Genomic DNA, 26112 nt, shown 5'->3' on the forward strand with positions numbered 1-26112 from the left:
GGCTCATCATGTTGTATCCGGATTTTAATGAATTATTACAGTACGGAAATCGTACTGATAAATGGGATATCAATTCAAAGCGGCCGGTACTTTCTAATGTGGCTGGTCAGTCTCATTCACCTTTTCGAGGTCAGGGGCTGGAATTTGAAGAAGTCCGTGAATATGTTCATGGTGATGATATTAGAAACATAGACTGGCGTGTTACAGCACGAACAGGAAAACCGCATTTAAAACTGTTTTCTGAAGAGCGTGAGCGTAGCGTGATGGTCTGTGTTGATGTTAATCACACGATGAAGTTTGGTACTAAAAATACCTTTAAATCAATTCAGGCTGCCCGTGCTGCAGCATTATTAACATGGTCAGCCATTGCCAGTCACAATCGGGTTGGCAGTGCTTTCTTTGGCAATGTTCCTGGCGGAATGGCATTTGTAGATCCATCACGCTCTCGCCGCGCCTTATGGCGAACACTAAAGCAACTTTGTGATCACACCATTTATTATCAGGAGTCGGTATCGTTATCAAATCACCTGCAATACCTAAATAAGGCCGTTCCTTCAGGTGCATTAGTTTTTATCATCAGTGATTTTATGACGATTGATGACTCGTTAAAAAAACGATTGGCAAATCTTCATCGTCATGCTGATGTTGTGCTGATTTCAATTAATGATCCTGCAGAAGCATGGTTACCCTCAATTGGCGATATCAAACTCAGTGATGATCATCAATCCACAAAAATTGATAGTCATGATGCCACGGGAGGGGAGCGTTACCATCAACACTGGCAGCAAAATAGACAAGCCTTGAAAACGATTGTTCAAAGCCTTGGTTTAAGCTGGATAAAGTTATTCACTCCTGATGATGTACGTTCTGTATTACGTCAAGAAATCAAACGGTTAGCTAGAAAACGAGCTTAACATTATGCAAAACGATCTACTCTCCCAACTTCATGATATTCATGCAATTGATACGGTTGACTGGTGGCCTCTGGCAATCGGCTGGTGGTTACTCATCGCTTTGATTATGGCAACACTTGTGTGTGTGTACGGGATCGCTATTTATAAAAAACGTCAGGCTCAACGCTGGCAAAAACAGGCTGATGCCATTTTACAAGATGTAGAAAATGAGGCTGATCCCCAAAAAAAAGCACAAGCGTTATCAGAATTATTACGCCGCTTGGCCATTCAGAAATACGGTCGAGAAAGCTGTGCTGGATTATACGGGGAAAAGTGGTTGCAGTGGTTAAGCGAACATGACCCGGCTAATTTTGATTGGCAAGCACATGGTCAATTGTTACTAAACGCTCTCTATGCTCCCCAAACGAGTCTAGTTGAAAATGAATTTACTCCAATGCTTAAAGCGACAAAAAAATGGATCAAGTGAATTTTATTTTTGATTGGCCGTGGATGTTATTGCTGTTACCGCTGCCACTGTTGTTTCGTTGGTTAATGCCAGCGAAACATGTTGAACACACAGTGCCAACCGTACATTTCCCTTATATATCACGTATCCGGGAGGCATTTTCATCGGCACCAGGCGGACACGATAATCGCCAAAAACGTTTACCCATGATCATGCTGGGTTTGTTATGGCTGTGTCTTGTATTGGCAATGATGCGTCCTCAATGGGTACATCAGATAGTCAGTATCGACAATAAAGGTTATGACATTATGTTAGCTGTTGATTTATCCGGTTCAATGAGAGCGTTGGATTTCTCAACAGCAACTGAGCGACTGAATCGACTGGATGTTGCCAAGCAAGTAGTACAGGCTTTTGTTAAGGATCGACAGTCAGATCGTGTTGGATTAGTTCTGTTTGGTGATCATGCTTATCAATACTCACCTTTGACCAAAGATACTCAATCCGTTAGCCAAATGTTGAATGAAACCGTAGTAAGTATGGCTGGAGATGGTACTGCAATTGGTGATGCGCTAGGAATTGCAGTGAAAGGATTACGTCATCGTCCAGAAAATTCTCGCATCATTATCTTACTAACGGATGGTGAGGATACAGCCAGTTCTCTTCCTCCTAAACAAGCGATTGATTTAGCTAAACAATATAACATCAAGATCTACACCATCGGCATTGGTCATAATGGCCTTGTGCCCTATCCAGACCAATACGGTCGAATTATCAATGTACAAATGTCATTAGATGAAAAACTGCTGAAGCAAATAGCCAGTGAAACGGGTGGACACTATTTCCATGCGGATAACCGTGAAAAACTACAACAGGTTTACCATGACATCGATCAGCTCGAAAAAACGAAAGCAGAATCCCGCCATTTTTTGATTGAAAAACCACTTTATCGTTACCCCTTATTCCTGGCTTTAATGTGTTTGTTGATCTTGTTAGTTATGCCAATGATGGTAAGAAGGAAAGTCGATGCTATCTAATATTTTTCAGCAATTTCATTTTGAACAACCACTATGGTTATGGGCATTAGTGGCAGTGCCTGTTATCTGGGTGTTATATCGACTGTTTTACAGCCAGTCCAATGCAAATATCAAGCTGACTCAATTTGCTGATTCACACTTATTGCCACACTTGCTTAAGGATGAGCAAAGTGTGGGACAACAGCGTAGAACCCCGATCTTTTGGACTTTGCTCACAGCCTCAATAATATGGTGTCTCGGAGTAATGGCAATGGCTGGTCCAATGTGGGACTTTAAAGAAGCTGCGGTGTTTAAACCAACGGATAGCTTGTTGGTGTTATTAGATTTATCAAAATCAATGGATGCTCAGGATGTTAAGCCTTCGCGCTTGATACGGGCACAACAAGAAATCCAGGACATCGAACAAACTGCAGATGGTGTCAATATTGGATTAATTGCATTTGCCAGTGTTCCTCATGTTATTACCCCATTAACAGATGACAAAGAAGCGTTATTGCGATTACTTCCGTCATTGAAAACAAACTTAGTTTATAGCCAAGGCTCAAACCTGGTACCCGCATTAAAACGGGCTGGAGAAATACTATCGTCCCAGGAGGGTAATGAAAAACATATTCTGGTGATCAGCGATGGTGACTTTAGTGATAGTGATGCAAGCATCTTTCAGGCTGAGAATGAGCTTAAAAAGCAAGGAGTAAAAATCCATTTTATGGGGGTAGGGACTGAGCAAGGTGCGCCTATACCCGATGAAGAAAATGGGTATATTAAAGATCAAGGCAAAACCGTTATTTCTGAACTGGAACAGCATCGTTTACAAACCTTGAGCCAGGATATTGGTGGTCAATATTTGCGTGCAGATTATCTGGATAACGATACTGCACAGCTGCTTGCTCAAATCACACCTTCGGCAGATACGGTTGCTCAACAAAAAATTCGTACCTGGCAGCAACGGTTTTATATTTTCTTACTGCCATTAATGGTGCTTGCTCTATTCTGGTTTCGTCGAGGAGCCGCTATTACTACATTGTTAATCTGTATCAGTGTGTTTCATCCGTATCAGCAGGCACAAGCAGCAGACTTGCAAAACTTGTTTTTAAATTCTGCACAGCAAGGCAAAAAGGCACTGGAAGATAAAGATTATCAATCAGCTATTAATCAGTTTAGTGACCCGTACCGGCGTGGTGTGGCTGAATATAAAGCTGGCCAGTATAAACAAGCCGCCGCTTCCTTTTCTCAGGCCCAGCGTGAATCCGTACAACAAGATGCAAAATACAATTTAGGTAATGCGCAGCTTATGTCTGGTCAAATAGATGCAGCCATCAACACGTATGAATCCTTGTTAAAACAAACACCCAACAATAAAGATGCTCAATATAATCTTGAGATCGCAAAAAAATTACGCCAGCAGCAGCAATCTCAACAAAATAAATCTCAGCAAGATAAATCACAGCAAAATAAATCACAACAAGATAAATCACAGCAAGATAAATCACAACAAGATAAATCACAGCAAGATAAATCACAGCAAGATAAATCACAGCAAGATAAATCACAGCAAGATAAATCACAGCAAGATAAATCACAGCAGGATAAATCTCAGCAAGATAAATCACAGCAAGATAAGTCTCAGCAGGATAAATCACAGCAAGACAAGTCACAGCAAGACAAGTCACAGCAAGATAAGTCACAGCAGGATAAGTCGCAGCAGGACAAGTCGCAGCAGGACAAGTCACAGCAGGACAAGTCACAGCAGGACAAGTCACAGCAAGACAAGTCACAGCAGGACAAGTCACAGCAGGACAAGTCACAGCAGGACAAGTCACAGCAGGACAAGTCACAGCAGGACAAGTCACAGCAAGACAAGTCACAGCAGGATAAGCAACAGCAACAATCGGCAGAGATGAATAAGTCTCAGCAGGAGCAATCACAAAAAAGCAGCGCTCAGCAAAAACAACGCAGTGAAAAAGATATTAATGCTGATCAATGGCTAAATCGTATTAAGGATGATCCCGAGCAATTTCTTAAAAATAAGTTTTATATTGAATCTCAACGTCAAGGGGCAGAGGCGTCAGTAAAACCATGGTAAATAAAGTTAAGCAATTTTGTTTAATGACTTGCTTAGTCATGTTGTTCAACATTCATTCGGTACTGGCAGCTGATTTTACGGCAACAGTGGATAATTCGGTCGTCAATCTTGGGCAAGGTTTTCAATTAAATCTGAGCCTTAAAGATGCTAAAGCAAAAGGGCGACCAGATTTTTCTGTGCTGGAAAAAGATTTCACCATTTATAACAGCTCGGAATCGAGCCAAATGATGATAGTCAATGGCGATATAACTTCACAGAAAAGCTGGACGCTTGTCTTGATGCCTAAGCAACAAGGTAAGTTGACTCTACCATCACTAAATATAGAAACAGATCATGGCGTATTACAATCAAAGCCGATTGTTATTCAAGCTAAGGCATCATCATCAGTACAAAACTCCCCAGACGCGACTCAGCAAAAAGCCGTTTATACAGAAACTAAATTAAACAAAGAGACGGTATATAAAAATGAACCTGTGTTGATGACAAGCCGTTTAATTGCTTATCAGAATATTAGCGATATTAGTCTTGAAGACCCGGTGATAGATGGTGCGATCGTTGAACGTTTAGCTGAACCCACTGTGCAGGAGATGATGCTTCAGGGGAGAGCTGCCAAAGTTCTTCAGGTTCAGTATTTATTGACACCCATCAAAGCCGGCAAGCTGGCCATTCATGGTCCAGTATTTAACGGAAAAGTACAGTTAAATTCACCACAGCCCGAATCGATGGATCCATTTGAGATGATGCGAAATTTTGACCACTTTGGCTTTTCAGGTTTTGCTGACTTCCGGCCATTTTCCCTTACGGATTCAACAAAAACTATCAATATCAAACCAGCTGTCAATCAATTACAGCCATGGTTGCCAGCTGAAAATATGACATTATCTGAGGACTGGCAAGGATTACAGTCAGCAAAAGTGGCTGAGCCAATAACCTGGAAATTAACCATCTCTGCAAAAGGCTTAGCTAGTGCTGCTTTACCAAGCCTAAAACAACAAATAGAAAAAAGTGCAAATGTGAAGGTCTATGCAGATAAACCTGTGTTGAATGATGCGTTGGATTCAGATGCACAAACGATCAGTTCAACACGTCAGGAAAGCTATACTTTAATTCCTCAAAGCTCAGGGGAGCTTGCGTTACCAGAAATCAAAATCGCTTGGTGGAATGTGAAAAAAGATAAAATAATGTATGCCACCATTCCAGCCAGAACGATTCATGTTGCCGCAGGAGCCGTTAATCAGAATAATGCGGCATCATCACTGTCGACAGAACCAGCAAAAACACAAACAGCATCAAACAATACAGATTTAACAAAATCTGCTGGTTCTGCCACTCTGCCAAGCTGGGTTATACCTGTCGTCGCCACTTTGGCGGGTATTCTTATCTCAATGTTTATCTCTTTAATTTTGTTATGGAAAAAGTCAAAAAACCTTAACAATACGCCCACTAAAACAACAGACAAACATAGAGAGGATAGCATTGAGAAACACAGCACTTTAACTATTGAGACTGCTGCCACGCTAGACGATTTGCAAAAGGTCATACAGCAATTTGCTCAGGATAAATTAGCGATGCCTGCTACCTCTTCATTAAAGAGCATTCATAGCGTTATGAAACAACGCTATGACATGATCAATTGCCAAGTGTTAGCTGAAATAGAAGCGGGTTTATATCAAAAAGAGACGAAACAAATCGTGATAGCTGACTTTAAAGTGGAAGTAGCCAATATGTTTAATGCTGTAAATAAACAACTTAAAAGAACCAAAAAACAGACAAAAATGACAGAATCATTCCAACCGTTGAATCCAAACTAACACTAGGATAATGGGCCTCAATCTAAGCCATTTGAACAGGCAGTATCTAGCATAGAAATCAATTATTGCTGGCGCCACTCGTGAGTCCTGTTGTTAGCGGAGTACTTACACAAAACCTAAAGCCAGTTTGCTAAAGCCAATTATTGTCTGAACTTATCGCTTGACTTAAATCCGCTTCGTTTCAGGAACTGTGGCTTTAGCTTTAAAACCTGGTAAGTGCCTTTGGATGAGCTTTGCACAATAAAACAACGTTGTGAGGCTGAGTGCTTCGTTGTTTATAGTCAGTATGCGGCTGCTATAAAAATAGCAGCCGCTAATGATTAAAACTGAGTAGCACTGGCTTTATCCCATAGTTTCTGCCAATGAGTAGGAACGTTTTGTTGATCGACTAAACAGCCCTTTGTCAAACCAGGAAAATATAATTCCTTATAAGTCACTGTTGGTGCATCAACCACACGGTGCTCTATATGTTCCGGTGTTAATTCATCTGGAGATGTCAGCCCCATTGCGGCCGTCAAATCTAAAAAAGAGCTAAGTGTGGCATCGTGGTATCTATGAACACGCTGTGCTTTTTCTGTGACATTGATGGCTCTGGAACGTCGTTCATCTTGTGTGGCAATACCGGTTGGGCAATTATTGGTATGGCAGCGACGTGATTGAATACAACCGATAGCAAACATATAGGGACGCGCAGCATGGAAAAGATCGGCTCCTAAGGCTTTTTTGACGATCATGTCATAGCCCATGGCGACTTTTCCACTGACGATAAGTTTGATATCTTCACGTAAACCCACACCAAGTAAGGCGTTATGAACAAAATTCAGCGCCTCATTAATATATAAACCCAGACGATCTGAAAACTCTGTAGGTGCAGCACCGGTTCCGCCTTCAGCCCCATCGATCGTAATAAAGTCGGGCAGAATCTTTGTTTCCAGCATTGCTTTACAAATACCTAAGAACTCATGTTTGTAACCAATACAGAGTTTAAACCCAACTGGCTTACCTCCAGACATCTCACGTAATTGCTGGATAAACTGCAGTAAACCTTCTGGTGTGGAGAATGTTTTATGGGCAGGTGGAGACAGACAATCTTCTCCCATTGGTACATCACGTGTTTCAGCAATTTCCTGGGTAATTTTTGAGGCGGGTAATAAACCGCCATGAGCGGGTTTGGCGCCTTGTGATAATTTCAGTTCAATCATTTTTACCTGATCGGACTTGGCTGAATGCTCAAATTTAGCAGCATCAAAGCCACCATCTTTTGTTCGACAACCAAAATAACCGGTACCAATCTGCCAGACAAGATCACCGCCATGTTGCTTATGATACGGACTGATACCGCCTTCACCTGTGACTTGAGCAAAACCACCTTGTTTTGCACCCAAATTAAGCGCCTGAATGGCTTTGCCTGAGATAGCACCAAAACTCATTGAGGAAATATTAAAACGTGATGAACGATATGGCTGACTACATTGAGGGCCACTGATAGTGACATAACGGTAGCTTTCATCGACTTGCTTGGGAGAGAGTGAGTGGTAGCTCAGATCATAGCCGGCATTTTCAATATCATTCACGGTACCAAACGGCATTGCATCACTTACTCCATCAGCACGTTTGTTGATGATTTCTCGCTGCTCACGATTAAACGGTCTGCCACTGGACTCAGATTCAAAGAAGTATTGGCGTAATTCCGGGCGGATAAATTCGAGTAAATAGCGAAGATGACCAATGACCGGATAGTTATTTAAAACGTTATGGCGGCAGTGTAAATCGTAGATCCCCAGACCTGTTAGCATCACCCATACAACCAATAACCAACTGCTTGAGGGTATGAGCCAACTAAGGAAAATGAAAAAAAACAGACTGAGAACAACAAACAGAAAGAAATGGCGACGATACATAGAACCTCACTGTGAATATTTTTATATCTGACTTAACGAGCGCTTAATTGGTTGCGTCAGCCAACGGGTAAAGCCGTAGTTTTAATTGGAGACTTCATCACAAATGAGGTATGAACTCCAGTCACACCATCAATACGTGTCAGTTTATTAAGCAGAAATTGTTGATAGGCATCCATATCTTTCACAATCACTTTTAATAAATAATCTGCTGATTGTCCAGTAATCAGATGACACTCGAGTACTTCAGGGTAACTGGCAAGCGTGGTTTCTAAAGCTTCAAAACGTTCAGGTGTATGTTTATCCATGCTGATACCAATAAAAGCCATCAAGGTCAGGCCTAATTTTTTGGCGTTGAGTAAAGCCACATAACCATCAATTAAGCCTTTTTCTTCCATTTGTTTAACGCGGCGCAGACAGGGCGAGGGTGAAAGCTTGATAGCTTCTGCTAATTCCTGGTTGGTGATGCGTCCGTCAGTCTGTAATTTTTGCAAGATCATGACGTCATATTTATCAATAGTCTCAGACATGGGATATCCTCATAAAAATATATTGTGGTTATATATTTCAATATTTATTAATTTTAAGCAATATTATTCTTTATTAAGTAGATTTCATGCAAACTTAGCAATTTAATTCCATTGCTACTTCTTTATACTATTTCACATGGCTGGAACTGATAGCTAATGCGCCAAAAGCGCGGCTGGCACGATGCACTGACATGATCAAAAGTCATGAACGGCACATCGTAAAAAGTATGAATCAACCCGATTGATATGGTGAGTCAGGCAAATTTGTTTCAGCAACCCTTGTGTTATTTATATGTATTGTCAGGAGTCAGACATGATTAGTCAGCCCGCCCAAAAATATCGTCGCTTTGATGCTATCCAGTTGCCTGATCGGCAGTGGCCTAATGTGGTACTGGATAAAGCCCCAATCTGGATGAGCACGGATTTACGTGACGGTAATCAGGCGCTGATCGATCCGATGTCTGTTGAAACCAAAATGCGCTTTTTTCTGGCACTGGTCGATATGGGCTTTAAAGAAATTGAGGTCGGTTTTCCTTCTGCCTCGGACACGGACTTTAATTTTGTACGCCGTTTGATTGAAGAAAAACGTATTCCCGATGATGTCACCATCGAAGTGTTGACGCAGGCCAGAGAGGATTTAATTGCACGAACGGTGGAATCCTTAAAAGGAGCTAAACGCGCTATCTTGCATGTGTATAACCCCATTGCTTCGGCGTTCCGTGAGATCGTCTATCGTACAGATAAGGCTGGAGTCAAAGAGATTGCTGTGCGTGGTACACGCTGGGTGAAAGAAATGACGGCAAAACAGCCGGAAACTGAGTGGATTTATCAATATTCACCAGAGACATTTTCCAGTGCAGAAATTGAGTTTGCGAAAGAAGTCTGTGATGCGGTGACGGCCATTTGGCAGCCGACGCCTGACCATAAGATGATCATTAACTTACCGGCAACGGTGGAAATGGCTACACCGAACACTTATGCGGATCAGGTGGAGTGGATGCATCGTCATTTAAATAAACGTGACAGTATTATTTTGAGTGTGCATCCACATAATGACCGTGGCACGGCGGTCGCAGCAGCTGAATTAGCTGTAATGGCAGGTGCTGATCGTGTGGAAGGTTGTTTATTTGGTAACGGTGAACGCACCGGTAATGTGGATTTAATCACCTTGGCGATGAATTTGTATTCGCAGGGAATTCATCCTGGTGTCGATTTCACTCAGATGGATCAGATCCGCCAGTTGTTTGAAGAAGCCACGCAATTGCCTGTACATCCTCGTCATCCTTATGCGGGTGAATTAGTGTTTACTGCGTTTTCAGGCTCTCATCAGGATGCGATTAAAAAAGGCTTGGCCGTACAAAAAGCCGATGACTATTGGCAAGTGCCTTATTTGCCTATCGATCCGGCAGATGTGAACCGTAGTTATGATGCAGTGGTTCGAGTGAATAGTCAGTCGGGTAAAGGTGGTGTGAGTTTCTTGTTACAGCAACATGCTGGTTTTGAATTGCCACGTCGTTTGCAGATTGAGTTCAGTAAAGTGGTGCAGAAAGTGAGCGATAGTAGTGGCCGTGAAATCAATGCTGACAATATCGTGACCTTATTTGATAAAGAATATGTGCAGGTGAATAGCCCATATCAATATATGGGAAGCCATATTGTCGATGAAGAAAGCCATCAGGTATTGAGCCATGTGGTGGTGAAATATCAGCAACAACGTATCGAATTAAAAGGTCAGGGAAATGGCCCATTGGATGCGGTGGCAAAAGCGATATCTGAGCATATTGGTGAAACTGTTACTGTTGCTGATTATCACGAGCACGGTATGAGTGCAGGATCAGACGCGACGGCGGTCAGTTATGTTGAAGTTAAGGTCGGTGAACATGCAACAGTGTTTGGTGTAGGTCAGGATAAAAATATCACCACCTCGGCAATAAAAGCGTTGTTGAATGGTGTGAATCGGTTTATCAATGATGTTAATCCTCAGATCACTGAAGCTATGGCGGCAGGATAGTCAGTCATTTCCCGAGCGGGAGTTAAGGATTCCCTGACTTGTTGCTCGGGATTGTTCTTTTTCCGTTCTTAAGTTTCTTAGTTATTGATTTTTAAGGTGAAAATATTTCCCCATGATTTGAATTCTATCCAATAATTCGTTAGGGTAGGAAACAGTCCTGAACACATAGTTATATGTTCAGGTTCTTCTCACCGATGTTTGATGGAATCAAACAAAGGAGAAAATCATGTTAAAAACACAACTAACGACTTTGTTATCAGTTGTCATGGCGATTTTATTTAGCTCAAGCGTAGCGTTCGCGAATGAACATGAGACGTCCCATGAGGGAGCAAAACACCCAGCCCATGAAATGGGAGAGGAGCTGGATACCGTTAAAGATAAGAAACTCAGTGAAGACTATAAGGACAATATGGAAGAAGCTGAGGATTCTGCTAACTCTCCACATCCGGCACATGAAATGGGTGAGAATGAAGAGCTTCAGGAAAGGGGTCAATAAACTCAGTTTCTGAGTGGACAATGTGTCCACAAGCTTAATAAGCGCCGCACTTTTTCAACAAAAAGTGCGGCGTTTTTTTATATGACCTTTTAATTTAATTTGTCTGATAAGCTAGAATTAAGTCTTTCAGGCCATCATTTGTACTGAGTTACTCGATTCTAAATCCTCACAGGAGCATTTAATGCGACATTTTCGATATACCATCTTATTGGTGTTTGTTTATATCTTATCGGCATGTGCAACCCTGTCTCCTGAGTTTGAACAGCCACAGGTTAATATCACCTCATTTAATCTGGCTCCTCAATCAACAGCTTCAACACCGACATTTCTTATTGGACTACAAGTGATAAACCCAAACCGAAGTGCACTGCCGTTAAAAGGCATGAGCTATTCGGTTGAAGTCGATGGTTATCGTATTTTAAGTGGCGCTGAACCTGATTTACCTCGCGTCGCGGACTATGACACTGAAGAGTTTACAATCAGGGCTGTGCCAGATTTACTTGGCAGTGCGAAATTAATCAGTCAATTAATGAGTAATAATAAAGACTCGTTTGATTATCGATTTAAGGCGCGTCTTGATGTCGGCAGCCTGTTGCCTTTTATTGATATTGAAGAGGCCGGGACATTTAATTTAAAAAAACCTGCTTCATCACGATAAAACATCTGTAAATCCGTGCTCTTATGAGCATTTGTTGCTATGTTTATGACATAGCTCATATTTAAAAGCGCCCCTATGAATTCGATAAGTATGTTGTTCCTGTTAAGTGGTTCGCTGATTGCCCTCAGCATTTTGGCTAGCCGCTTATCATCATTATTTGGCCTGCCTTTGCTGATTATCTTCCTGGCTTTAGGCATGTTAGCCGGCGAAGACGGCATTTTAGGTATTCAGTTTAATAATTATTCTCTGGCCTTTGTTATTGGTCATTTAGCTTTAGCCATGATCTTGCTTGATGGTGGTATGCGTACTCGCCTGAAAACATTCCGTGTGGGTTTCAAGCCAGCCCTGTCGATGGCGACCATCGGTGTGTTTATCACCAGTGGTGTGGTTGGTTTAATTGCTATGTGGGTGTTTAATCTGACTCTGGTAGAAGGCTTATTGATCGGGGCTATTGTCGGGTCGACGGATGCTGCAGCAGTATTCTCGATGCTGCGTGGTCAAGGTATCAATATCAACGAACGGGTTAGCGCTACCCTCGAAATCGAATCGGGAACCAATGATCCGATGGCGATTTTCCTGACTTTGATGTTCATTCAGTTATTAATTAGTGATGACAATACCGTTTTAGGTAATGTTGAATTTTTTCTACAACAATTTGGCTTCGGTATTGCCATAGGTTTGGCGGGTGGTTGGTTAGTTAAGCGTTTGCTGAGCCGCTTGGAGTTAATGCCAGGCTTATATTCTTTGCTGGCGCTGGCTTTGGGCTTTAGTATTTTTGGGCTGGCTTCCTGGGCTGGCGGCAGTGGTTTCCTGGCAATCTATCTGTGTGGTTTGATGATAGGTAGTGAAAATACACGCCAGTTACAACATATTTTGCCAGTCTATGACGGCTTAGCCTGGTTAAGCCAAATTGGCTTATTCCTGGTATTGGGCATGTTAGTTACACCGACAGAATTAATGAAATATGCTTTACCGTCACTGGTGATTGCCTTAGCGTTAATTTTTGTAGCAAGGCCATTGGCTGTGTTGCTGTCTGTAAAACCTTTTTTCAAATTTCGCTGGCGTGAAATCGGCTTTATTTCCTGGGTTGGTTTGCGTGGCGCTGTACCTATCGTATTAGCGATTTTCCCGGTTATTGGTGGTGTAGATAATGCGTCAATGTACTTCAATGTGGCATTTGCTGTGGTCCTGTTATCTCTGCTGATTCAGGGCGGAACATTATTACCGATGGCAAAATGGATGCGGGTACAAGTCCCTAAAAGAGCGAGTCCTAGACAGCGTGGCTCTTTGGGAATTCTGCCAGAGCGTGATTATGAAATGTTTGTCTATAAGGTAGAAAATCATCGTCTCGATGAGCAGCCTATCCGTTTATTACGCTTTCCATCAGGCGCAATGATTTCCGCCTTGTTTCGCAATGATGAAATGATTCATCCGAAAGGTAGCACCCGCTTAAAACTGGGCGATATTTTATGTGTGATTAGTCGTGAAGAAGATTTAGATAATTTGAATGAGTTATTTAATGGCGACAATCAGCTTAACCAGAAACAATTGGCCTTTTTTGGTTCATTTGTACTCAATGGCGATGCGATGTTGGTAGATGTTGCTAAGGCATATGGTTTAACCATCAGTCCTCAGGAAGTGGGTGTCAGTCTGGGCGAATTTATTGCGCGGCGTGTTGGTGGCCACCCTGTTGTGGGAGATGATATTGATTGGCATGGCATTCATTGGGTAGTGAATGAAGTCGATGGCGATACCGTGAAAAAAGTGGGGATGAGACTTTATTGAGCAGGCGATATGTGACTGAATCCATGTTTCCTCTCATTAAACATTGTTTTACATTTCGCTTTCTGTCATATTTTCCACATCATCATTTTTTGGTGGCCTGTCATAACTTATAGAACACATTCTGGGCACTGTTTAATGCAGAACAGTGGGACGTACTGATGTCTGTTTGAATATTTTCATAGTGAAGGTTTGCTTCATATGAGCTAGCAAACACGATGCGGTTTTGACGGGTGGCTGTTTTCTATGGAGTTACTATGAATTTATCAATTCAGCAGCGTTTTAGCTTCTGGGCCGGACTGAGTCTGTTATCCATTGTGCTCGTGACGGTATTAGTCTCGATGTATAACTTTGGAAAAATTAATCGCTCACTTTCTGAGTACAGTAGTGAATTGACAAAAAAACAGGCGGAATCCTATCTCGAATTACTGGCTAGTGATACCAGTGCCAGTCTGCTTGTTCCTCTTGAAAAAGCATTGAATGTTGCCACCTCCACAGCCATGTCTATGCAGTCTATTGCTGATGGTTCAAACACTATTGATAAGCGTGAATTAACCTTAGATATTTTAAAAAAGACGTTAAACCTGAGTCCGAATTTCTTAGGAACGTACGTCGCATTTGAACCTAATCAACTCGATTTTTCTGATGGCTTATATCAATCAACAACAGGTAGTGATGATAAAGGTCGTTTTTTACCGTATGTGATTCACGGTGATAATGATGGTTTCATTATTGAGAATCTGGTTGGACTTGAAGACCAGAGCCTTGACGAAAATGGTGTCAGAGCCGGCGAATATTATCTATGCCCGAAAGATTCCAACAAAAGCTGTGTCATTGATCCTTATATTTATCCTATTAATGGTAAGGATGTCTTATTGACCAGTATGGTCGTGCCAGTGGATAGAAACGGGAAATTCATTGGTATGACCGGGATAGATATCAGTGCCGACTTTTTACAGTCCAAAGTGATTGAAGTCGACAAACAGCTTTATGATGGTGCAGGCCAGATGCTGTTATTAAGTCCAAAGGGGGTGATCGTTGCTGATAGCGAGCATCCGGAATTAGTGGGCAAAAACCTGAAGTCTATTGACGCTGGTCTGGTTGAAAAAATCAAAGCGGTATCTGTTTCAGGGGAAGACAGTATTTTTGCTGATAATAAAACCCTGAACGTACTAAAACCTTTTACCTTGGCTCAGGCTGATAAGCCATGGATTGTCTATATTTCAGTGCCAGAAGCCGTTATCTATGCTGATATCAGGCAGCAGCAAGAATTTATGGATAATCAGCAATCTCGTTTCATCAGTCTAACAACACTACTCGGCATATTATTTGCGGTTATTGGTGTGCTTGTTGTTTGGTTCGTCGCCAAAAGTAGTGTGAAGCCTTTACATGATATGACCGGCATTGTTGGCAAACTGGCCGGTGGAGAAGGTGATCTGACACAACGGATTAGTGTTACTCGTCAGGATGAAACCAGTAAGCTGGCAAACCTGTTAAACACTTTTATTCAGAAGTTGCAGACTCTAATTAAAAATATGCTGCCTATTGGTAATCGCATAAGTGATTTGTCAGCTCAGGGTAAGCAGATTAGTCAGCAAACCAGTGAACAGATGAATGAGCAAAGTAGTTTACTGGATCAGATGGTGTCTGCGGTTACTGAAATGTCTGCCTCTGCTCAGCAAATTGCCGGTAATGCTGAACGTACGGCAACACTGGTGAGTGATGCGCATCAATCAACAGAAGCCGGTGCCGATCTTGTTAGTCAGAATGCACAGTCAATCAGTGATGTAAAAAACAGTGTTCAACTCTCTGAAGTGGCGCTGGAACAATTGGTCAAAAACAGTGGTGCGATTGCAGAGATTCTGGTTGAAATTCAGGGCATCGCCGAGCAAACCAATTTGTTGGCCTTAAACGCAGCGATTGAAGCAGCCAGAGCGGGTGAAAAGGGACGCGGCTTTGCTGTCGTAGCAGACGAAGTGCGTGCGTTGGCTAATCGTTCGCAGTCAGCGACGGTCGAGATCCAGAGTCGTCTTTCTCTATTGAACCAGGGCAATAAAGAAGCCTCTGAAGCGATGAAAAAAAGCGGTGAGCAGGTGGAACATAGCGTGGAATTAGCGCATTCAGCTGCCAGTGCCTTAATGAAAATCAAAACTGCTATTGATGAAGTATCTGAAATGACCTTACAGATAGCTTCAGCAACTGAAGAGCAGAGTAATGTCTGTGAAAATGTCAGTGAGAACTTAACACGCATTTCTGATCTGGTTCAGCAAACGGCAGAAGGCGCAAAACAACTCAGTCAGGTCGGTAGCGATTTGGATGCCACAGCCAATGAGTTACAAACTGGCTTATCGTCATTCAAGGTGTAAATCAGTTATCAGCCAGCAGCAATGCTGGCTGTGCTACATCTATCAGAGTTAAAAAGTCACGGTAAGTATCTGGTATAATCGTGCGGTTTTTATAATCGCTTTACCAGATGGGAAATCTGCTTTAAATGACTGTGCTTCAACAAATTAAATCCTTACTCGAACAACGTATCCTGATTCTTGATGGTGGTATGGGTACCTTGATTCAAAGTTATAAGTTGGAAGAGAAAGATTTCCGTGGCGCACGGTTTGCTGACCATCCTTGTGATGTTAAAGGCAATAACGATCTTTTGTCTTTGACCCAACCACAGATTATTCGTGATATCCACCGCGCCTATTTTGAAGCGGGTGCTGATATTGTCGAAACCAATACCTTTAACGGCACCTCTATTGCTATGGCTGATTACCAGATGGAAGATCTGGTCTATGAGTTAAACAAAGTCTCAGCAGAATTAGCCAAAGAAGTGGCTGATGAGTTTACGGCTAAGAACCCAGATAAACCGCGCTTTGTCACCGGCGTGTTAGGTCCAACTAACCGCACAGCCAGTATCTCTCCGGATGTTAATAATCCAGGCTTTCGTAATGTCAGTTTTGATGAACTGGTTGAAGCCTATCTGGAAGCCATTCGTGGTTTGCTTGACGGTGGTGCAGATTTATTACTGGTAGAAACCGTTTTTGACACATTGAATGCGAAAGCTGCGTTGTTTGCCATTGATCAATTCTGCGAACAAAATGCTGTGCATATTCCGGTCATGATTTCCGGTACCATCACCGATGCCAGTGGACGTACACTCTCTGGCCAAACGGCTGAAGCCTTCTGGAACTCCTTGTCCCATATTCAACCGCTGAGTATTGGTCTGAACTGTGCGCTCGGTGCCGAACAATTACGTCAGTACGTAGAAGAATTATCTAATGTGGTGACCTGCCATATCAGTGCTCACCCCAATGCGGGTTTACCTAATGAGTTTGGTGAGTACGATGAATCACCTGAAGTCATGGCGGCACAGATTAAAGAATGGGCTGAGTCAGGTTTTTTAAATATTGTCGGGGGGTGTTGTGGTACCGCGCCTGCACATATTAAAGCCATTGCCGATGCCGTTGCCGGGATTAAGCCGCGTCAACCTAAAGCTAACCTACACCATTGTCGCTTAAGTGGTTTAGAGCCGTTAAATATTACCCCAGACAGTCTCTTCGTGAATGTGGGTGAACGTACTAATGTGACTGGCTCTGCCCGTTTTGCCAAGCTGATTAAAGAAGGTGATTACGACACGGCTTTAGATGTAGCTCGTCAGCAGGTGGAGAATGGTGCCCAAATCATCGATATCAATATGGATGAAGGCATGTTGGACTCGAAAGAAGCCATGGTCATCTTCCTCAATTTACTGGCAGCTGAACCGGATATCAGCCGCGTTCCGGTGATGATTGACTCATCCAAATGGGAAGTTATCGAGGCTGGTCTGAAATGTATTCAGGGTAAAGGCATTGTTAACTCCATCAGCCTGAAAGAAGGCGAAGAGAAATTCATCGAACAGGCAAAACTCGTTCGTCGTTACGGCGCTGCAGTGATTGTGATGGCCTTTGACGAAGTTGGTCAGGCCGATACCCGTCAGCGTAAGCTGGAGATTTGTAGACGTTCATATGAAGTGCTGACAGAAAAAGTCCATTTCCCGCCTGAAGATATTATCTTTGACCCGAATATCTTTGCCGTCGCCACGGGTATTGAAGAACATAATAATTATGCCGTCGATTTTATTGAGGCTGTGCATGATATTAAACAAAGCCTGCCACATGCGTTGATCAGTGGTGGTGTTTCCAATGTCTCGTTCTCATTCCGTGGTAATAATCCGGTGCGTGAAGCCATTCATGCTGTTTTCCTTTATCACGCGATTAAAGCGGGCATGGATATGGGTATTGTCAACGCCGGACAATTAGCTATCTATGATGATTTGCCGGAAGAATTACGTGAAGCAGTAGAAGACGTCGTGCAGAACCGCCGTGAAGATTCTACTGATCGATTGCTGGAACTCGCAGAAAAATACAAAGGCGAAGGCGGCAGTGTGGCTAAACAGGAAGACTTGGCCTGGCGTGAACTGCCGGTAGTCAAACGCCTGGAACATGCCTTAGTCAAAGGTATTGCCGATTATGTTGAAGATGATACTGAAGAAGCACGCCAACAATTTGCCAAACCACTCGAAGTGATCGAAGGGCCGTTGATGGATGGTATGAACGTGGTTGGTGACTTATTCGGTGAAGGTAAAATGTTTTTACCTCAGGTGGTCAAGTCTGCCCGCGTAATGAAAAAAGCGGTCGCTTATCTGATGCCCTTTATCGAAGCGGCTAAAGAAGAAGGTGATACCAGCAAAAATAACGGCAAGATCTTAATGGCGACTGTTAAAGGCGACGTGCATGATATCGGTAAAAATATCGTCGGCGTGGTGCTGCAATGTAATAACTTCGAAGTGATTGATCTCGGTGTAATGGTGCCTGCACAGAAAATCCTGGACACAGCACGCGAAGAAAAAGTCGATATTATCGGCCTGTCTGGTCTGATTACACCATCACTGGATGAAATGGTCCATGTCGCTAAAGAAATGGAGCGACTGGGCATGGAAACACCATTAATGATTGGTGGCGCTACTACTTCATTAATTCATACGGCCGTTAAAATCGAACCGAATTATCATGGCTGCAGTATTTATGTAAAAGATGCCTCTCGTGCCGTTGGTGTTGCCCAGCGTTTGGTGACCAAAGACACACGTGATGCCTTTATTGCTGATCTGAAAAAAGATTATGAAGAGAAGCGCTCAAGACATAAAGGACGTAAGAGTAGCCGCCGTCAATTAAGTATCACGGAAGCACGTGCCAATAAAACCAAGATTGACTGGGCAGCCTATAAACCAACCAAACCGGTGAAATTAGGTCTGGAAGTGTTTGATGACTATCCATTGGCTGAGTTAGTTGAGCGTATTGACTGGACACCTTTTTTCCAATCATGGGAACTGGCGGGTAAATTCCCACGTATCCTGACTGACGAAGTGGTGGGTGAACATGCCACACACTTATTCGAAGATGCGAAAAAAATGTTGCAGCAAATCGTTGATGAGAAATGGCTGACAGCGAAAGCAGTGATAGGTCTGTTCGCAGCCAACAGCATTCATGACGATGATATTGAAGTCTATCGCGATGATAACCGTGATGAGGTGTTGATGACGCTGCATAGCTTACGTCAACAAACCGAACGTCCACCTGGTCGCCCTAATGCCGCTTTAGCCGATTTTATCGCGCCAAAAGAAAGTGGCGTCAATGATTATATCGGTGCTTTTGCGGTGACAGCCGGTATAGGTATTGATGAGCACGTTGCACGTTTTGAAGAAGATCATGATGACTATCACAGTATTATGCTGAAAGCATTGGCGGATCGCCTGGCAGAAGCGTTTGCTGAGCGTATGCATGAACGGGTTCGTAAAGAATTCTGGGGTTATGCTAAAGAAGAGCAATTAGATAACGATGCCTTGATTGATGAGAAGTATCAGGGGATTCGTCCTGCGCCTGGTTATCCGGCCTGTCCGGACCATACCGAAAAAGGCCTGTTATGGGAGCTGATTGACCCCGTTACACATGCAGATATGACTATCACAGAAAGTTATGCCATGTTGCCAACAGCAGCAGTCAGTGGTTTCTATTTTGCCCATCCCGAATCACGCTATTTTGGTCTGGGTAAAATCGATTTGGATCAGGTGGAAGATTATGCCGAGCGTAAAGGCTGGGATAAACAAACAGCTGAACGTTGGTTAGGTCCGGCTTTATCCTATGATGGAGATGATTAATGAATAATGACATTATTGATCTTCAAACCCGCTTAGCTTTTCAGGACGGCTTGCTGGAAGAGTTAAATCAGGTAGTCATCGATCAGCAAAAACAGCTTGATCGTCTGGAACAGCGTATGGTTGCCTTCAAAGCTCAAATAGAAAGCATGCAGCAGATGCAACTCATGCGTCCGGGCGATGAGCCACCGCCACCGCATTATTAAGCTTTAAATGATCAATGATGTCTTTGCCACAACGTCACTGCTGGATATTACAAGGCGATTTTGATTGGCTTAATCAACAGGCACAGAATTTTTATCAATCTGTGCCGTCATCTACTCGTTTTTGGGTAAGCGACCATATTGCTCCAGATGAGGCAATACCAGTTAAAAAGGCGCACCAGCATCTAGGGCAAGAGTGTGACCTGCTAATTTTTCAGGTAACAACAGAGTTTGACGCTGATGCATTTGGTGCTCTGATCGGCTGTGTCAAAGCCGGTGGTACGGTATTGGTTTTGCTCAATACAGCTTTACAACCGACACACTGGTTGAAACGGTTTCTGAATATCGCCACTGCTTTTCCAGCGATTCAATCTTTCAACCAGCAGCAATCGTTACCTGATTTAGTTCTTCCTGGCACAGAAAATTCGCTATCTCCTGTTATCCCGACTGAGGAGCAAAGTAAGGCTATTGCCAGTGTGATGAAAGTCGTTAGCGGACATCGTCGCCGGCCATTAGTCTTGACTGCAGATAGAGGGCGGGGGAAAAGTGCTTTATTAGGGATGGCTGCTGCTGAACTTCTGAAATCAGGTAAGCAACATATTCTGGTGACGGCTCCCAGTCCGGCAAATATCCAAACTTTACTGTTACATGCACATCAGCAATTAGCAGAAAGTAAGCTGGGTAAGACATCTGTTCAATGGCATGATGCCATCGTGGAATTTATGGCGCCCGATGCCATTTTGCAGAGCCAGCCAGCGACTGATTTATTGATCGTCGATGAAGCAGCGGCTATCCCGGCAAATATGCTGGAGCAATATCTGCTCAACTATTCCCGCTTAGTATTCAGCTCAACTATTCACGGTTATGAAGGGACCGGACGCGGTTTTGCTCTGCGTTTTTATAAAACCTTGGATAGATTGGCCCCAGGCTGGCGAGCTTGTGCATTAGAACGTCCTGTTCGCTGGGCTGAGAATGATATTGTTGAGCAGTTTAGTTTTGCAGCTTTGTTGTTAGATGCCGAGCCTGTGGATGGCGAAGTAATATCTGCTGCTGAACAAAACGAGCTGATATTTGAAACGCTTGAACAGCAGCAATTATTGAGCAATGAACGTTTACTCAGACAGGTGTTTGGTTTGATGGCACTTGCGCATTACCGAACACGTCCTGCTGATTTACAGATGTTATTGGATCATCCTGATATGCGTGTCAGTGTCTTACGTTATCAGGGTAATGTCGTCGCCACATTGTGGACAATTGATGAGCCAGCTCTCGATAGTGAGTTAGCACAGCAAGTCTATGATGGCATACGCCGTCTAAAAGGACATTTATTACCGCAATCTTTATTAGTGCACGCCGGAATTGAGGATGCTGCACAATATCATTATCAGCGAATCAGTCGTATCGCCGTGCATCCTGACTGTCAGCAACGAGGCTGGGGGCAGCTTTTATTACAGCAGTATTTTTCTACAACAGGTAATGCGGATGTGGTTGGAGTCAGCTTTGCTTTATCAGTCGAGCTGCTCAACTTCTGGTCAAAAGCAGGTTTTAAAATCGTGCGTATTGGTCATCATAGTGATGAGGTTTCTGGCAGCTTATCGGTGATGATGTTAAAAGCCATCAATGCTGATGGGGAAAAACTGGTTAAAAGAGCGCAACAAACGCTGGCTCAGCAGTGGTTTTTTTTATTAGGCAGACAATGGCATGAACTTGATGCAACTGTGGTCATCCACATTAGCCAGTCACTTAATTATGATGAATCGTCGAAAATAGATTACCAGCAGCAAGTTAGAAGTTTTGCATATCAACAGCGGCCGTTTGAATCTTCGGAATGGGCGCTATGGCAGTGGCTTCGTTTCAGTGTCATTAGTCAGAGTTTTGAACAATTAACTGAGGTGCAGCAACACTTATTAATTATGCTGGTTTTGCAGGGCAGACGATGGGATACGGTGGCTAAAGAGCTTAATCTGACAGGACGCAAACAGATCCTTGCTGAGTTAAGACAAGCTATAAAACAGATACTCACGTCAGAAACTCACTGACAGCTAACCACAACTGTTTGTTGAATAAATAAGTCATTGATTCAGTTATTACCACGCTGAATCAACAATATTATTTATGAGGATGAAATAAGGTAAACCTCGCCTGATGGCAGAACCTTAGTATTCAGCGGTGTTAAACTTTCGCCCCGGCATGGGCCTGAAAAGCAGTAACCATCTTCCAGTTGAAATAGTGCACCGTGGGTTGAACATTGAATATGCGTGCCTTCCAGCGACATAAACTGATCAGGTTGCCAATTAAGCGGAATCCCCAGGTGAGGGCAGAAGTTTAAATAGGCCCGAACTTCACCATCTTGTTTTAATAGAAAACAGTCCAGCGTTTTATCATCGTCTAATTCAACTTCAAAGCCTCGAGTTTTATATTCCTCAAGCTCGTTTTGATTGCAAAGATAGATTTCTGTCATGGTAGCGTTAAATTTTTAAGTCCATCCTGACCGCATTTTTGTCCAGCCAGGCGACAGGCATATTCAAGTGTCTTTTCGAGCGAATATTGCTGAGCCAGTCCTGAAATAATGCCTGCATTAAATGTATCACCAGCAGCTAGCGTATCAACTAGCTGTGGAGGAGGGAAGGCTGGGCTATTAATGATTTTATTGTTAGCTTTCAGCCAGGCGCCTACCTCTCCCCAGGTACAGGTCATAATACTTTCCATTGTTAAACTCTGAAGAAAGGATTGTGCAGACTTAAAACCCTGGTTCATCGCATACGGTTGTGAGAATAGAAGCACATCTGCTAAAGAAAACAGCTGCTCTATGCCATCACGCGGTTTCTCAATTTCCAGAGAGCAAGGCAGATGAGGAAAATGTGTTTTTAACCAGCTCAGCATTTTTTCTAATTCATGCACATTTCGGCCTTCAAAATGTACCCAGTCAAATGCGTTTAAATCGATCTGTGAGAAAAACTCAAAATCCAGTTCAGGGCAGTCCCGATAATGCACAATTGTTCGGCTTCCGCTCGACTCACTGACATTGATATAGGAGGTGGGTAACTTACCGTGAGGGATAACTTTACAATATCGAAGGTCAATCTGATGCTCCGCTAAGTCATTTTTGACAATAGCGGCATCGGTTTCGTCTATTAATACGCCCGACCATGCACATTGATGGCCTAACTGACTTAGTACAACTAGTGTATTGGTCGCATTACCACCACGTCTTATAGTCTGGCTGACGGCCCGAACTTCGTCATCTTCTTTTGGGTAGTGGCTCACACGATTGATAATATCAATCGTGGCGATACCGACAGCTAAAATATTGGCCATAAAGTAAAGCCGGCCCAGAAATGGGCCGGTTTGCGATGCTTACTGTTAAATATTGTCGAAAACAGCGCCAACAGCATTGGTGATTTCATCGATATCACCTGTGCCTGGAATAGCGTGTAGTTTGTGCTGTCTTTGATAGTAACCAACTAAAGGAGCTGTTTGTTCTTCATAGACTTTCAGACGGTTACCAATAGTTTCTTCGTTATCGTCTGCACGTTGAAATAATTCGCCGCCACAACTATCACATTGATCTTCTTTTTTAGGTGGTGACAGGTGAATATTATAAATGGCGCCACAATCTTTACAGGTGCGACGACCAGTTAAACGTTGCATTAACTCTTCAAAAGGCACATCCAGTAACACAACACCTTGTAATGGTTGACCCAGTTGTTCAAGCATACTGTCTAAGGCTTCAGCTTGTGCAATATTACGTGGGAAGCCGTCAAGGATGTAGCCATCTAGGGCATCATCTTCAGATAAACGCTCACGGATCAGACCGATGACGATATCATCAGATACCAGGGCACCCGCATCCATCGCACTTTTAGCTTGTTTACCTAGCTCTGTGCCAGCTTTCACTGCAGCACGTAGTAAGTCACCTGTTGAAATTTGAGGGATATTGAATTTCTTTGATAACACAACACCTTGTGTACCTTTACCGGAGCCTGGTGCACCGAGAAGAACCGTTCTCATTGTAAGCCTCTTGAATAGATTAGTATTATTTTGAAATTTAATGTTCGGTCATCATAACTGATTCCAAACGTTCGATCTGCTTAGCAACTTGTCTGAGCAAATCCGGAATCTGGTATTCATTTAAACCCAGTAAGTCCCATGCTGCTGGATCTAATGGGGGGGTATGACTATCACCACTATGTCCGAAGGGCACGGAAGATACCAAGATGTCAGCAATATGTACAACCGCGGCATCAATCATATATTCATCAGCTTCTGACGGTGAGTGATGGAAGCGGGCCACTTCCTGCAGTGATTTTGGTAAGCGCCATGCTTTTGTGAGTGCTTCACCAACATGGGTGTGATCAAACCCCATTGCTCGTTGTTCTGCTTCATAAATCACTTCATGACCGAACTCGGCACTATTGATGGCTTCGCGTGCTAACTCGGGCACCGTTTGATAGATAACCAAACTACCAATATTGTGCAGAAGGCCAGCAATAAAAAAGCGTTCACTTGAACGTTGACCACATTCTTCTGCCAACATTTTACTGGCAATCGCACTGGCAAAACTATGACGCCAGAACTCATCCATATTGATGAGCGATGTCGGAATTCCCGTGAAGGAGTTGAGTACGGATGTGGCCAGAATCAGGTTGGTTAACTCGCGAGTCCCGATGATGGTGATAGCACGCGAGATTGTATTAATTTGAGATGGAAAGCCATAAAAAGGGCTATTAACAATTTTTAATAAACGTGTGGCTAAGGCTGGGTCTGTATTAATAACAGCACTGATATCATCAATACTGCTGTCTGGATCTTCCATTAACTCATTGAGCTGAGTGTAGGTAGTGGGTGGAGAAACGAGTTCCAATGATTTATTGACCAAGGATTCGGCTGAGAGAGTCATGCTTGCTCCTCCTGCTCGTTCTCTAAATCCAGTTGCATTTCATACAAGGCCTTCATTAGCGGATGCGTCAGATCAACATAACGAAAACGCTCATCGCGTTCTTGTCGTTGGGCTTCGGTTAATTCAATGGTATCTGCCATATCAGTTCACACTCCATGATGCCTTCTCACTGACAAATTGAGAGATTGATGCGCCGAGTTTTCCTGCAAATTGGTCAAGATAGTTTGGACGTGGGGTGTAATCAACAATATCTTCAGCGCCTAAAATATCACGTGCAACGCTACTGGTATTGGCTAAACCGTCAACCAGACCAAGATTGACCGCTTGCTCACCTGACCAGAACAAACCTGAAAATAGATTATCATCCTTTGCTAGTCTATCTCCACGACCTGCTTTTACCACATCAATAAATTGTTGATGAATGGTATCCAGCATCTGGTGAGCATGCTTCAGATCTGATTCTTTCATTGGTAGGAACGGATCTAAAAAGGCTTTATGTTCACCAGCGGTTAGAGAACGTCGTTCAACGCCCACTTTATCAATTAAACCAGTAAAGCCAAAGCCATCCATTCTGACGCCAATCGAACCAACAATACTGGCTTTGTCAGCATAAATTTTATCGGCAGCTACGGCGATATAATAGCCACCTGAAGCACACACATCCTGAATGACAGCATAGACCGGGAAGTCAGGACGTGTTTTTTTCAGACGTTGAATTTCGTCATTCACAATACCTGACTGGACAGGGCTACCACCGGGTGTATTCATTCGCAGGATCAAACCTTTTGCTGACTGATCTTCAAAGGCGTTACGAATACCTGTGACAATATTGTCAGCACTCGCTTCTGAATCACTGGCGATTGGACCACTGATTTCGACCATTGCTGTATGCGGACCAGTTGCCGAAGACAGTTTAGATGGCGAGTAGCTCAGTATTAAAAAAGCGATAAGGTAGAGAAAAAGCAGGCCTTTAAAGACATAACCCCAACGACGTTTATTACGTTGTTCTCTGATTGCTGCAAAAGCTAAATCTCTCAGAACATTGCGTTCCCAGCTATGATCTTCCTTGTCGTTGCCTTTGTTTTCCGTACCGTTATTAGGTGGGAAGTCGCCGAATGTTGCCATATTGATCTATTCCTGAAAAAAACATAAGTATGCCA

General features: G+C 43.1%; 21 protein-coding genes. 13 read left to right on the forward strand and 8 right to left on the reverse strand.

The window, feature by feature from the left end; genetic code table 11:
- Positions 1-8 precede the first annotated feature (8 nt).
- From BM232_RS06280 to BM232_RS06300, 5 genes are read left to right on the forward strand one after another with little or no spacing between them, the layout of a single operon-like run.
- On the forward strand, positions 9-914 hold the full coding sequence (locus BM232_RS06280; RefSeq protein ID WP_091712469.1) for a DUF58 domain-containing protein: 906 nt from the start codon (positions 9-11) through the stop codon (positions 912-914).
- Positions 915-918: 4 nt separating this feature from the next.
- Positions 919-1380 carry a DUF4381 domain-containing protein gene (locus tag BM232_RS06285; protein WP_091712472.1) on the forward strand — a complete coding sequence of 154 codons (462 nt, stop codon included), beginning with the start codon at positions 919-921 and terminating at the stop codon, positions 1378-1380.
- The gene (locus BM232_RS06290; RefSeq protein ID WP_091712474.1) at positions 1368-2393 is read left to right on the forward strand and encodes a vWA domain-containing protein; all 1026 of its coding nucleotides are present in this window, start codon (positions 1368-1370) and stop codon (positions 2391-2393) included. Before BM232_RS06285 ends, BM232_RS06290 begins: the two co-directional genes overlap by 13 nt.
- Positions 2383-4476: a VWA domain-containing protein gene (locus BM232_RS14885; RefSeq protein WP_091712477.1), complete on the forward strand. Its 2094-nt coding sequence runs from the start codon at positions 2383-2385 to the stop codon at positions 4474-4476. The genes BM232_RS06290 and BM232_RS14885 overlap by 11 nt, the downstream gene beginning before the upstream one ends.
- A gap of 38 nt (positions 4477-4514) precedes the next feature.
- On the forward strand, positions 4515-6287 hold the full coding sequence (locus tag BM232_RS06300) for a BatD family protein (protein WP_177207270.1): 1773 nt from the start codon (positions 4515-4517) through the stop codon (positions 6285-6287).
- A 320-nt stretch (positions 6288-6607) separates the two neighbouring features.
- Here the strand turns inward: BM232_RS06300 and BM232_RS06305 are convergent, their stop codons facing one another.
- Together BM232_RS06305 and BM232_RS06310 are read right to left on the reverse strand one after the other, a co-directional pair.
- On the reverse strand, positions 6608-8188 hold the full coding sequence (locus BM232_RS06305; protein ID WP_091712482.1) for an FMN-binding glutamate synthase family protein: 1581 nt from the start codon (positions 8186-8188) through the stop codon (positions 6608-6610).
- A 56-nt stretch (positions 8189-8244) separates the two neighbouring features.
- A complete protein-coding gene (locus BM232_RS06310; protein ID WP_091712485.1) occupies positions 8245-8715 on the reverse strand; it encodes an Lrp/AsnC family transcriptional regulator in 471 nt (156 codons plus the stop codon).
- A gap of 313 nt (positions 8716-9028) precedes the next feature.
- Here BM232_RS06310 and leuA point away from each other — a divergent pair, with 313 nt between their 5' ends.
- The 8 genes from leuA to BM232_RS06350 all read left to right on the forward strand — a co-directional run bounded on the left by leuA (position 9029) and on the right by BM232_RS06350 (position 22091).
- Positions 9029-10726, forward strand: coding sequence for a 2-isopropylmalate synthase (gene leuA, locus BM232_RS06315; protein ID WP_091712487.1), 1698 nt, complete (start codon positions 9029-9031; stop codon positions 10724-10726).
- Positions 10727-10952: 226 nt separating this feature from the next.
- Entirely contained in the window at positions 10953-11222 is a 270-nt protein-coding gene (locus BM232_RS06320) for a hypothetical protein (protein ID WP_091712489.1), read from the forward strand.
- Between the two features lie 181 nt (positions 11223-11403).
- Entirely contained in the window at positions 11404-11880 is a 477-nt protein-coding gene (locus tag BM232_RS06325; protein ID WP_091712493.1) for an LEA/WHy family protein, read from the forward strand.
- Between the two features lie 75 nt (positions 11881-11955).
- The gene (locus BM232_RS06330; protein WP_091712495.1) at positions 11956-13665 is read left to right on the forward strand and encodes a potassium/proton antiporter; all 1710 of its coding nucleotides are present in this window, start codon (positions 11956-11958) and stop codon (positions 13663-13665) included.
- 254 nt (positions 13666-13919) lie between these two features.
- Complete coding sequence (locus BM232_RS06335) at positions 13920-16028, forward strand: methyl-accepting chemotaxis protein (RefSeq protein ID WP_091712498.1); 2109 nt, start codon at positions 13920-13922, stop codon at positions 16026-16028.
- 125 nt (positions 16029-16153) lie between these two features.
- Positions 16154-19852 carry a methionine synthase gene (gene metH, locus BM232_RS06340; protein WP_091712500.1) on the forward strand — a complete coding sequence of 1233 codons (3699 nt, stop codon included), beginning with the start codon at positions 16154-16156 and terminating at the stop codon, positions 19850-19852.
- The gene (locus tag BM232_RS06345) at positions 19852-20055 is read left to right on the forward strand and encodes a SlyX family protein (protein WP_091712502.1); all 204 of its coding nucleotides are present in this window, start codon (positions 19852-19854) and stop codon (positions 20053-20055) included. The genes metH and BM232_RS06345 overlap by 1 nt, the downstream gene beginning before the upstream one ends.
- A 17-nt stretch (positions 20056-20072) precedes the next feature.
- Positions 20073-22091 (forward strand): tRNA(Met) cytidine acetyltransferase TmcA, encoded by a 2019-nt coding sequence (locus BM232_RS06350; protein ID WP_218153305.1) that lies wholly within the window; start codon positions 20073-20075, stop codon positions 22089-22091.
- 74 nt (positions 22092-22165) lie between these two features.
- Here BM232_RS06350 and BM232_RS06355 read toward each other — a convergent pair whose 3' ends face one another.
- Genes BM232_RS06355 through BM232_RS06375 form a run of 6 tightly spaced genes read right to left on the reverse strand, consistent with a single transcriptional unit; the run spans position 22166 to position 26077 of the window.
- Positions 22166-22513 (reverse strand): Rieske (2Fe-2S) protein, encoded by a 348-nt coding sequence (locus BM232_RS06355; RefSeq protein ID WP_091712506.1) that lies wholly within the window; start codon positions 22511-22513, stop codon positions 22166-22168.
- Positions 22510-23370 carry a PfkB family carbohydrate kinase gene (locus tag BM232_RS06360; protein WP_091712509.1) on the reverse strand — a complete coding sequence of 287 codons (861 nt, stop codon included), beginning with the start codon at positions 23368-23370 and terminating at the stop codon, positions 22510-22512. Before BM232_RS06360 ends, BM232_RS06355 begins: the two co-directional genes overlap by 4 nt.
- Before the next feature lie 45 nt (positions 23371-23415).
- Positions 23416-24063: an adenylate kinase gene (locus tag BM232_RS06365; RefSeq protein WP_091712512.1), complete on the reverse strand. Its 648-nt coding sequence runs from the start codon at positions 24061-24063 to the stop codon at positions 23416-23418.
- A 37-nt stretch (positions 24064-24100) separates the two neighbouring features.
- Positions 24101-24952 (reverse strand): HDOD domain-containing protein, encoded by an 852-nt coding sequence (locus BM232_RS06370; protein WP_091712514.1) that lies wholly within the window; start codon positions 24950-24952, stop codon positions 24101-24103.
- Complete coding sequence (locus BM232_RS14890) at positions 24949-25092, reverse strand: hypothetical protein (protein WP_177207271.1); 144 nt, start codon at positions 25090-25092, stop codon at positions 24949-24951. The genes BM232_RS06370 and BM232_RS14890 overlap by 4 nt, the downstream gene beginning before the upstream one ends.
- Before the next feature lies 1 nt (position 25093).
- A complete protein-coding gene (locus BM232_RS06375) occupies positions 25094-26077 on the reverse strand; it encodes a S49 family peptidase (RefSeq protein ID WP_091712517.1) in 984 nt (327 codons plus the stop codon).
- Between the last annotated feature and the right edge of the window lie 35 nt (positions 26078-26112).

Origin of the sequence: Methylophaga sulfidovorans (assembly GCF_900114205.1) — a bacterium.
In the GTDB taxonomy this organism is placed as follows: domain Bacteria; phylum Pseudomonadota; class Gammaproteobacteria; order Nitrosococcales; family Methylophagaceae; genus Methylophaga; species Methylophaga sulfidovorans.

Bases quoted from the DNA above. Each gene is read 5' to 3' on its own strand.
- BM232_RS06280 (WP_091712469.1), top strand. From the start codon at position 9: ATGTTGTATCCGGATTTTAATGAATTATTACAGTACGGAAATCGTACT.
- BM232_RS06285 (WP_091712472.1), top strand. From the start codon at position 919: ATGCAAAACGATCTACTCTCCCAACTTCATGATATTCATGCAATTGAT.
- BM232_RS06290 (WP_091712474.1), top strand. From the start codon at position 1,368: ATGGATCAAGTGAATTTTATTTTTGATTGGCCGTGGATGTTATTGCTG.
- BM232_RS14885 (WP_091712477.1), top strand. From the start codon at position 2,383: ATGCTATCTAATATTTTTCAGCAATTTCATTTTGAACAACCACTATGG.
- BM232_RS06300 (WP_177207270.1), top strand. From the start codon at position 4,515: ATGTTGTTCAACATTCATTCGGTACTGGCAGCTGATTTTACGGCAACA.
- BM232_RS06305 (WP_091712482.1), bottom strand. From the start codon at position 8,188: ATGTATCGTCGCCATTTCTTTCTGTTTGTTGTTCTCAGTCTGTTTTTT.
- BM232_RS06310 (WP_091712485.1), bottom strand. From the start codon at position 8,715: ATGTCTGAGACTATTGATAAATATGACGTCATGATCTTGCAAAAATTA.
- leuA (WP_091712487.1), top strand. From the start codon at position 9,029: ATGATTAGTCAGCCCGCCCAAAAATATCGTCGCTTTGATGCTATCCAG.
- BM232_RS06320 (WP_091712489.1), top strand. From the start codon at position 10,953: ATGTTAAAAACACAACTAACGACTTTGTTATCAGTTGTCATGGCGATT.
- BM232_RS06325 (WP_091712493.1), top strand. From the start codon at position 11,404: ATGCGACATTTTCGATATACCATCTTATTGGTGTTTGTTTATATCTTA.
- BM232_RS06330 (WP_091712495.1), top strand. From the start codon at position 11,956: ATGAATTCGATAAGTATGTTGTTCCTGTTAAGTGGTTCGCTGATTGCC.
- BM232_RS06335 (WP_091712498.1), top strand. From the start codon at position 13,920: ATGAATTTATCAATTCAGCAGCGTTTTAGCTTCTGGGCCGGACTGAGT.
- metH (WP_091712500.1), top strand. From the start codon at position 16,154: ATGACTGTGCTTCAACAAATTAAATCCTTACTCGAACAACGTATCCTG.
- BM232_RS06345 (WP_091712502.1), top strand. From the start codon at position 19,852: ATGAATAATGACATTATTGATCTTCAAACCCGCTTAGCTTTTCAGGAC.
- BM232_RS06350 (WP_218153305.1), top strand. From the start codon at position 20,073: ATGTCTTTGCCACAACGTCACTGCTGGATATTACAAGGCGATTTTGAT.
- BM232_RS06355 (WP_091712506.1), bottom strand. From the start codon at position 22,513: ATGACAGAAATCTATCTTTGCAATCAAAACGAGCTTGAGGAATATAAA.
- BM232_RS06360 (WP_091712509.1), bottom strand. From the start codon at position 23,370: ATGGCCAATATTTTAGCTGTCGGTATCGCCACGATTGATATTATCAAT.
- BM232_RS06365 (WP_091712512.1), bottom strand. From the start codon at position 24,063: ATGAGAACGGTTCTTCTCGGTGCACCAGGCTCCGGTAAAGGTACACAA.
- BM232_RS06370 (WP_091712514.1), bottom strand. From the start codon at position 24,952: ATGACTCTCTCAGCCGAATCCTTGGTCAATAAATCATTGGAACTCGTT.
- BM232_RS14890 (WP_177207271.1), bottom strand. From the start codon at position 25,092: ATGGCAGATACCATTGAATTAACCGAAGCCCAACGACAAGAACGCGAT.
- BM232_RS06375 (WP_091712517.1), bottom strand. From the start codon at position 26,077: ATGGCAACATTCGGCGACTTCCCACCTAATAACGGTACGGAAAACAAA.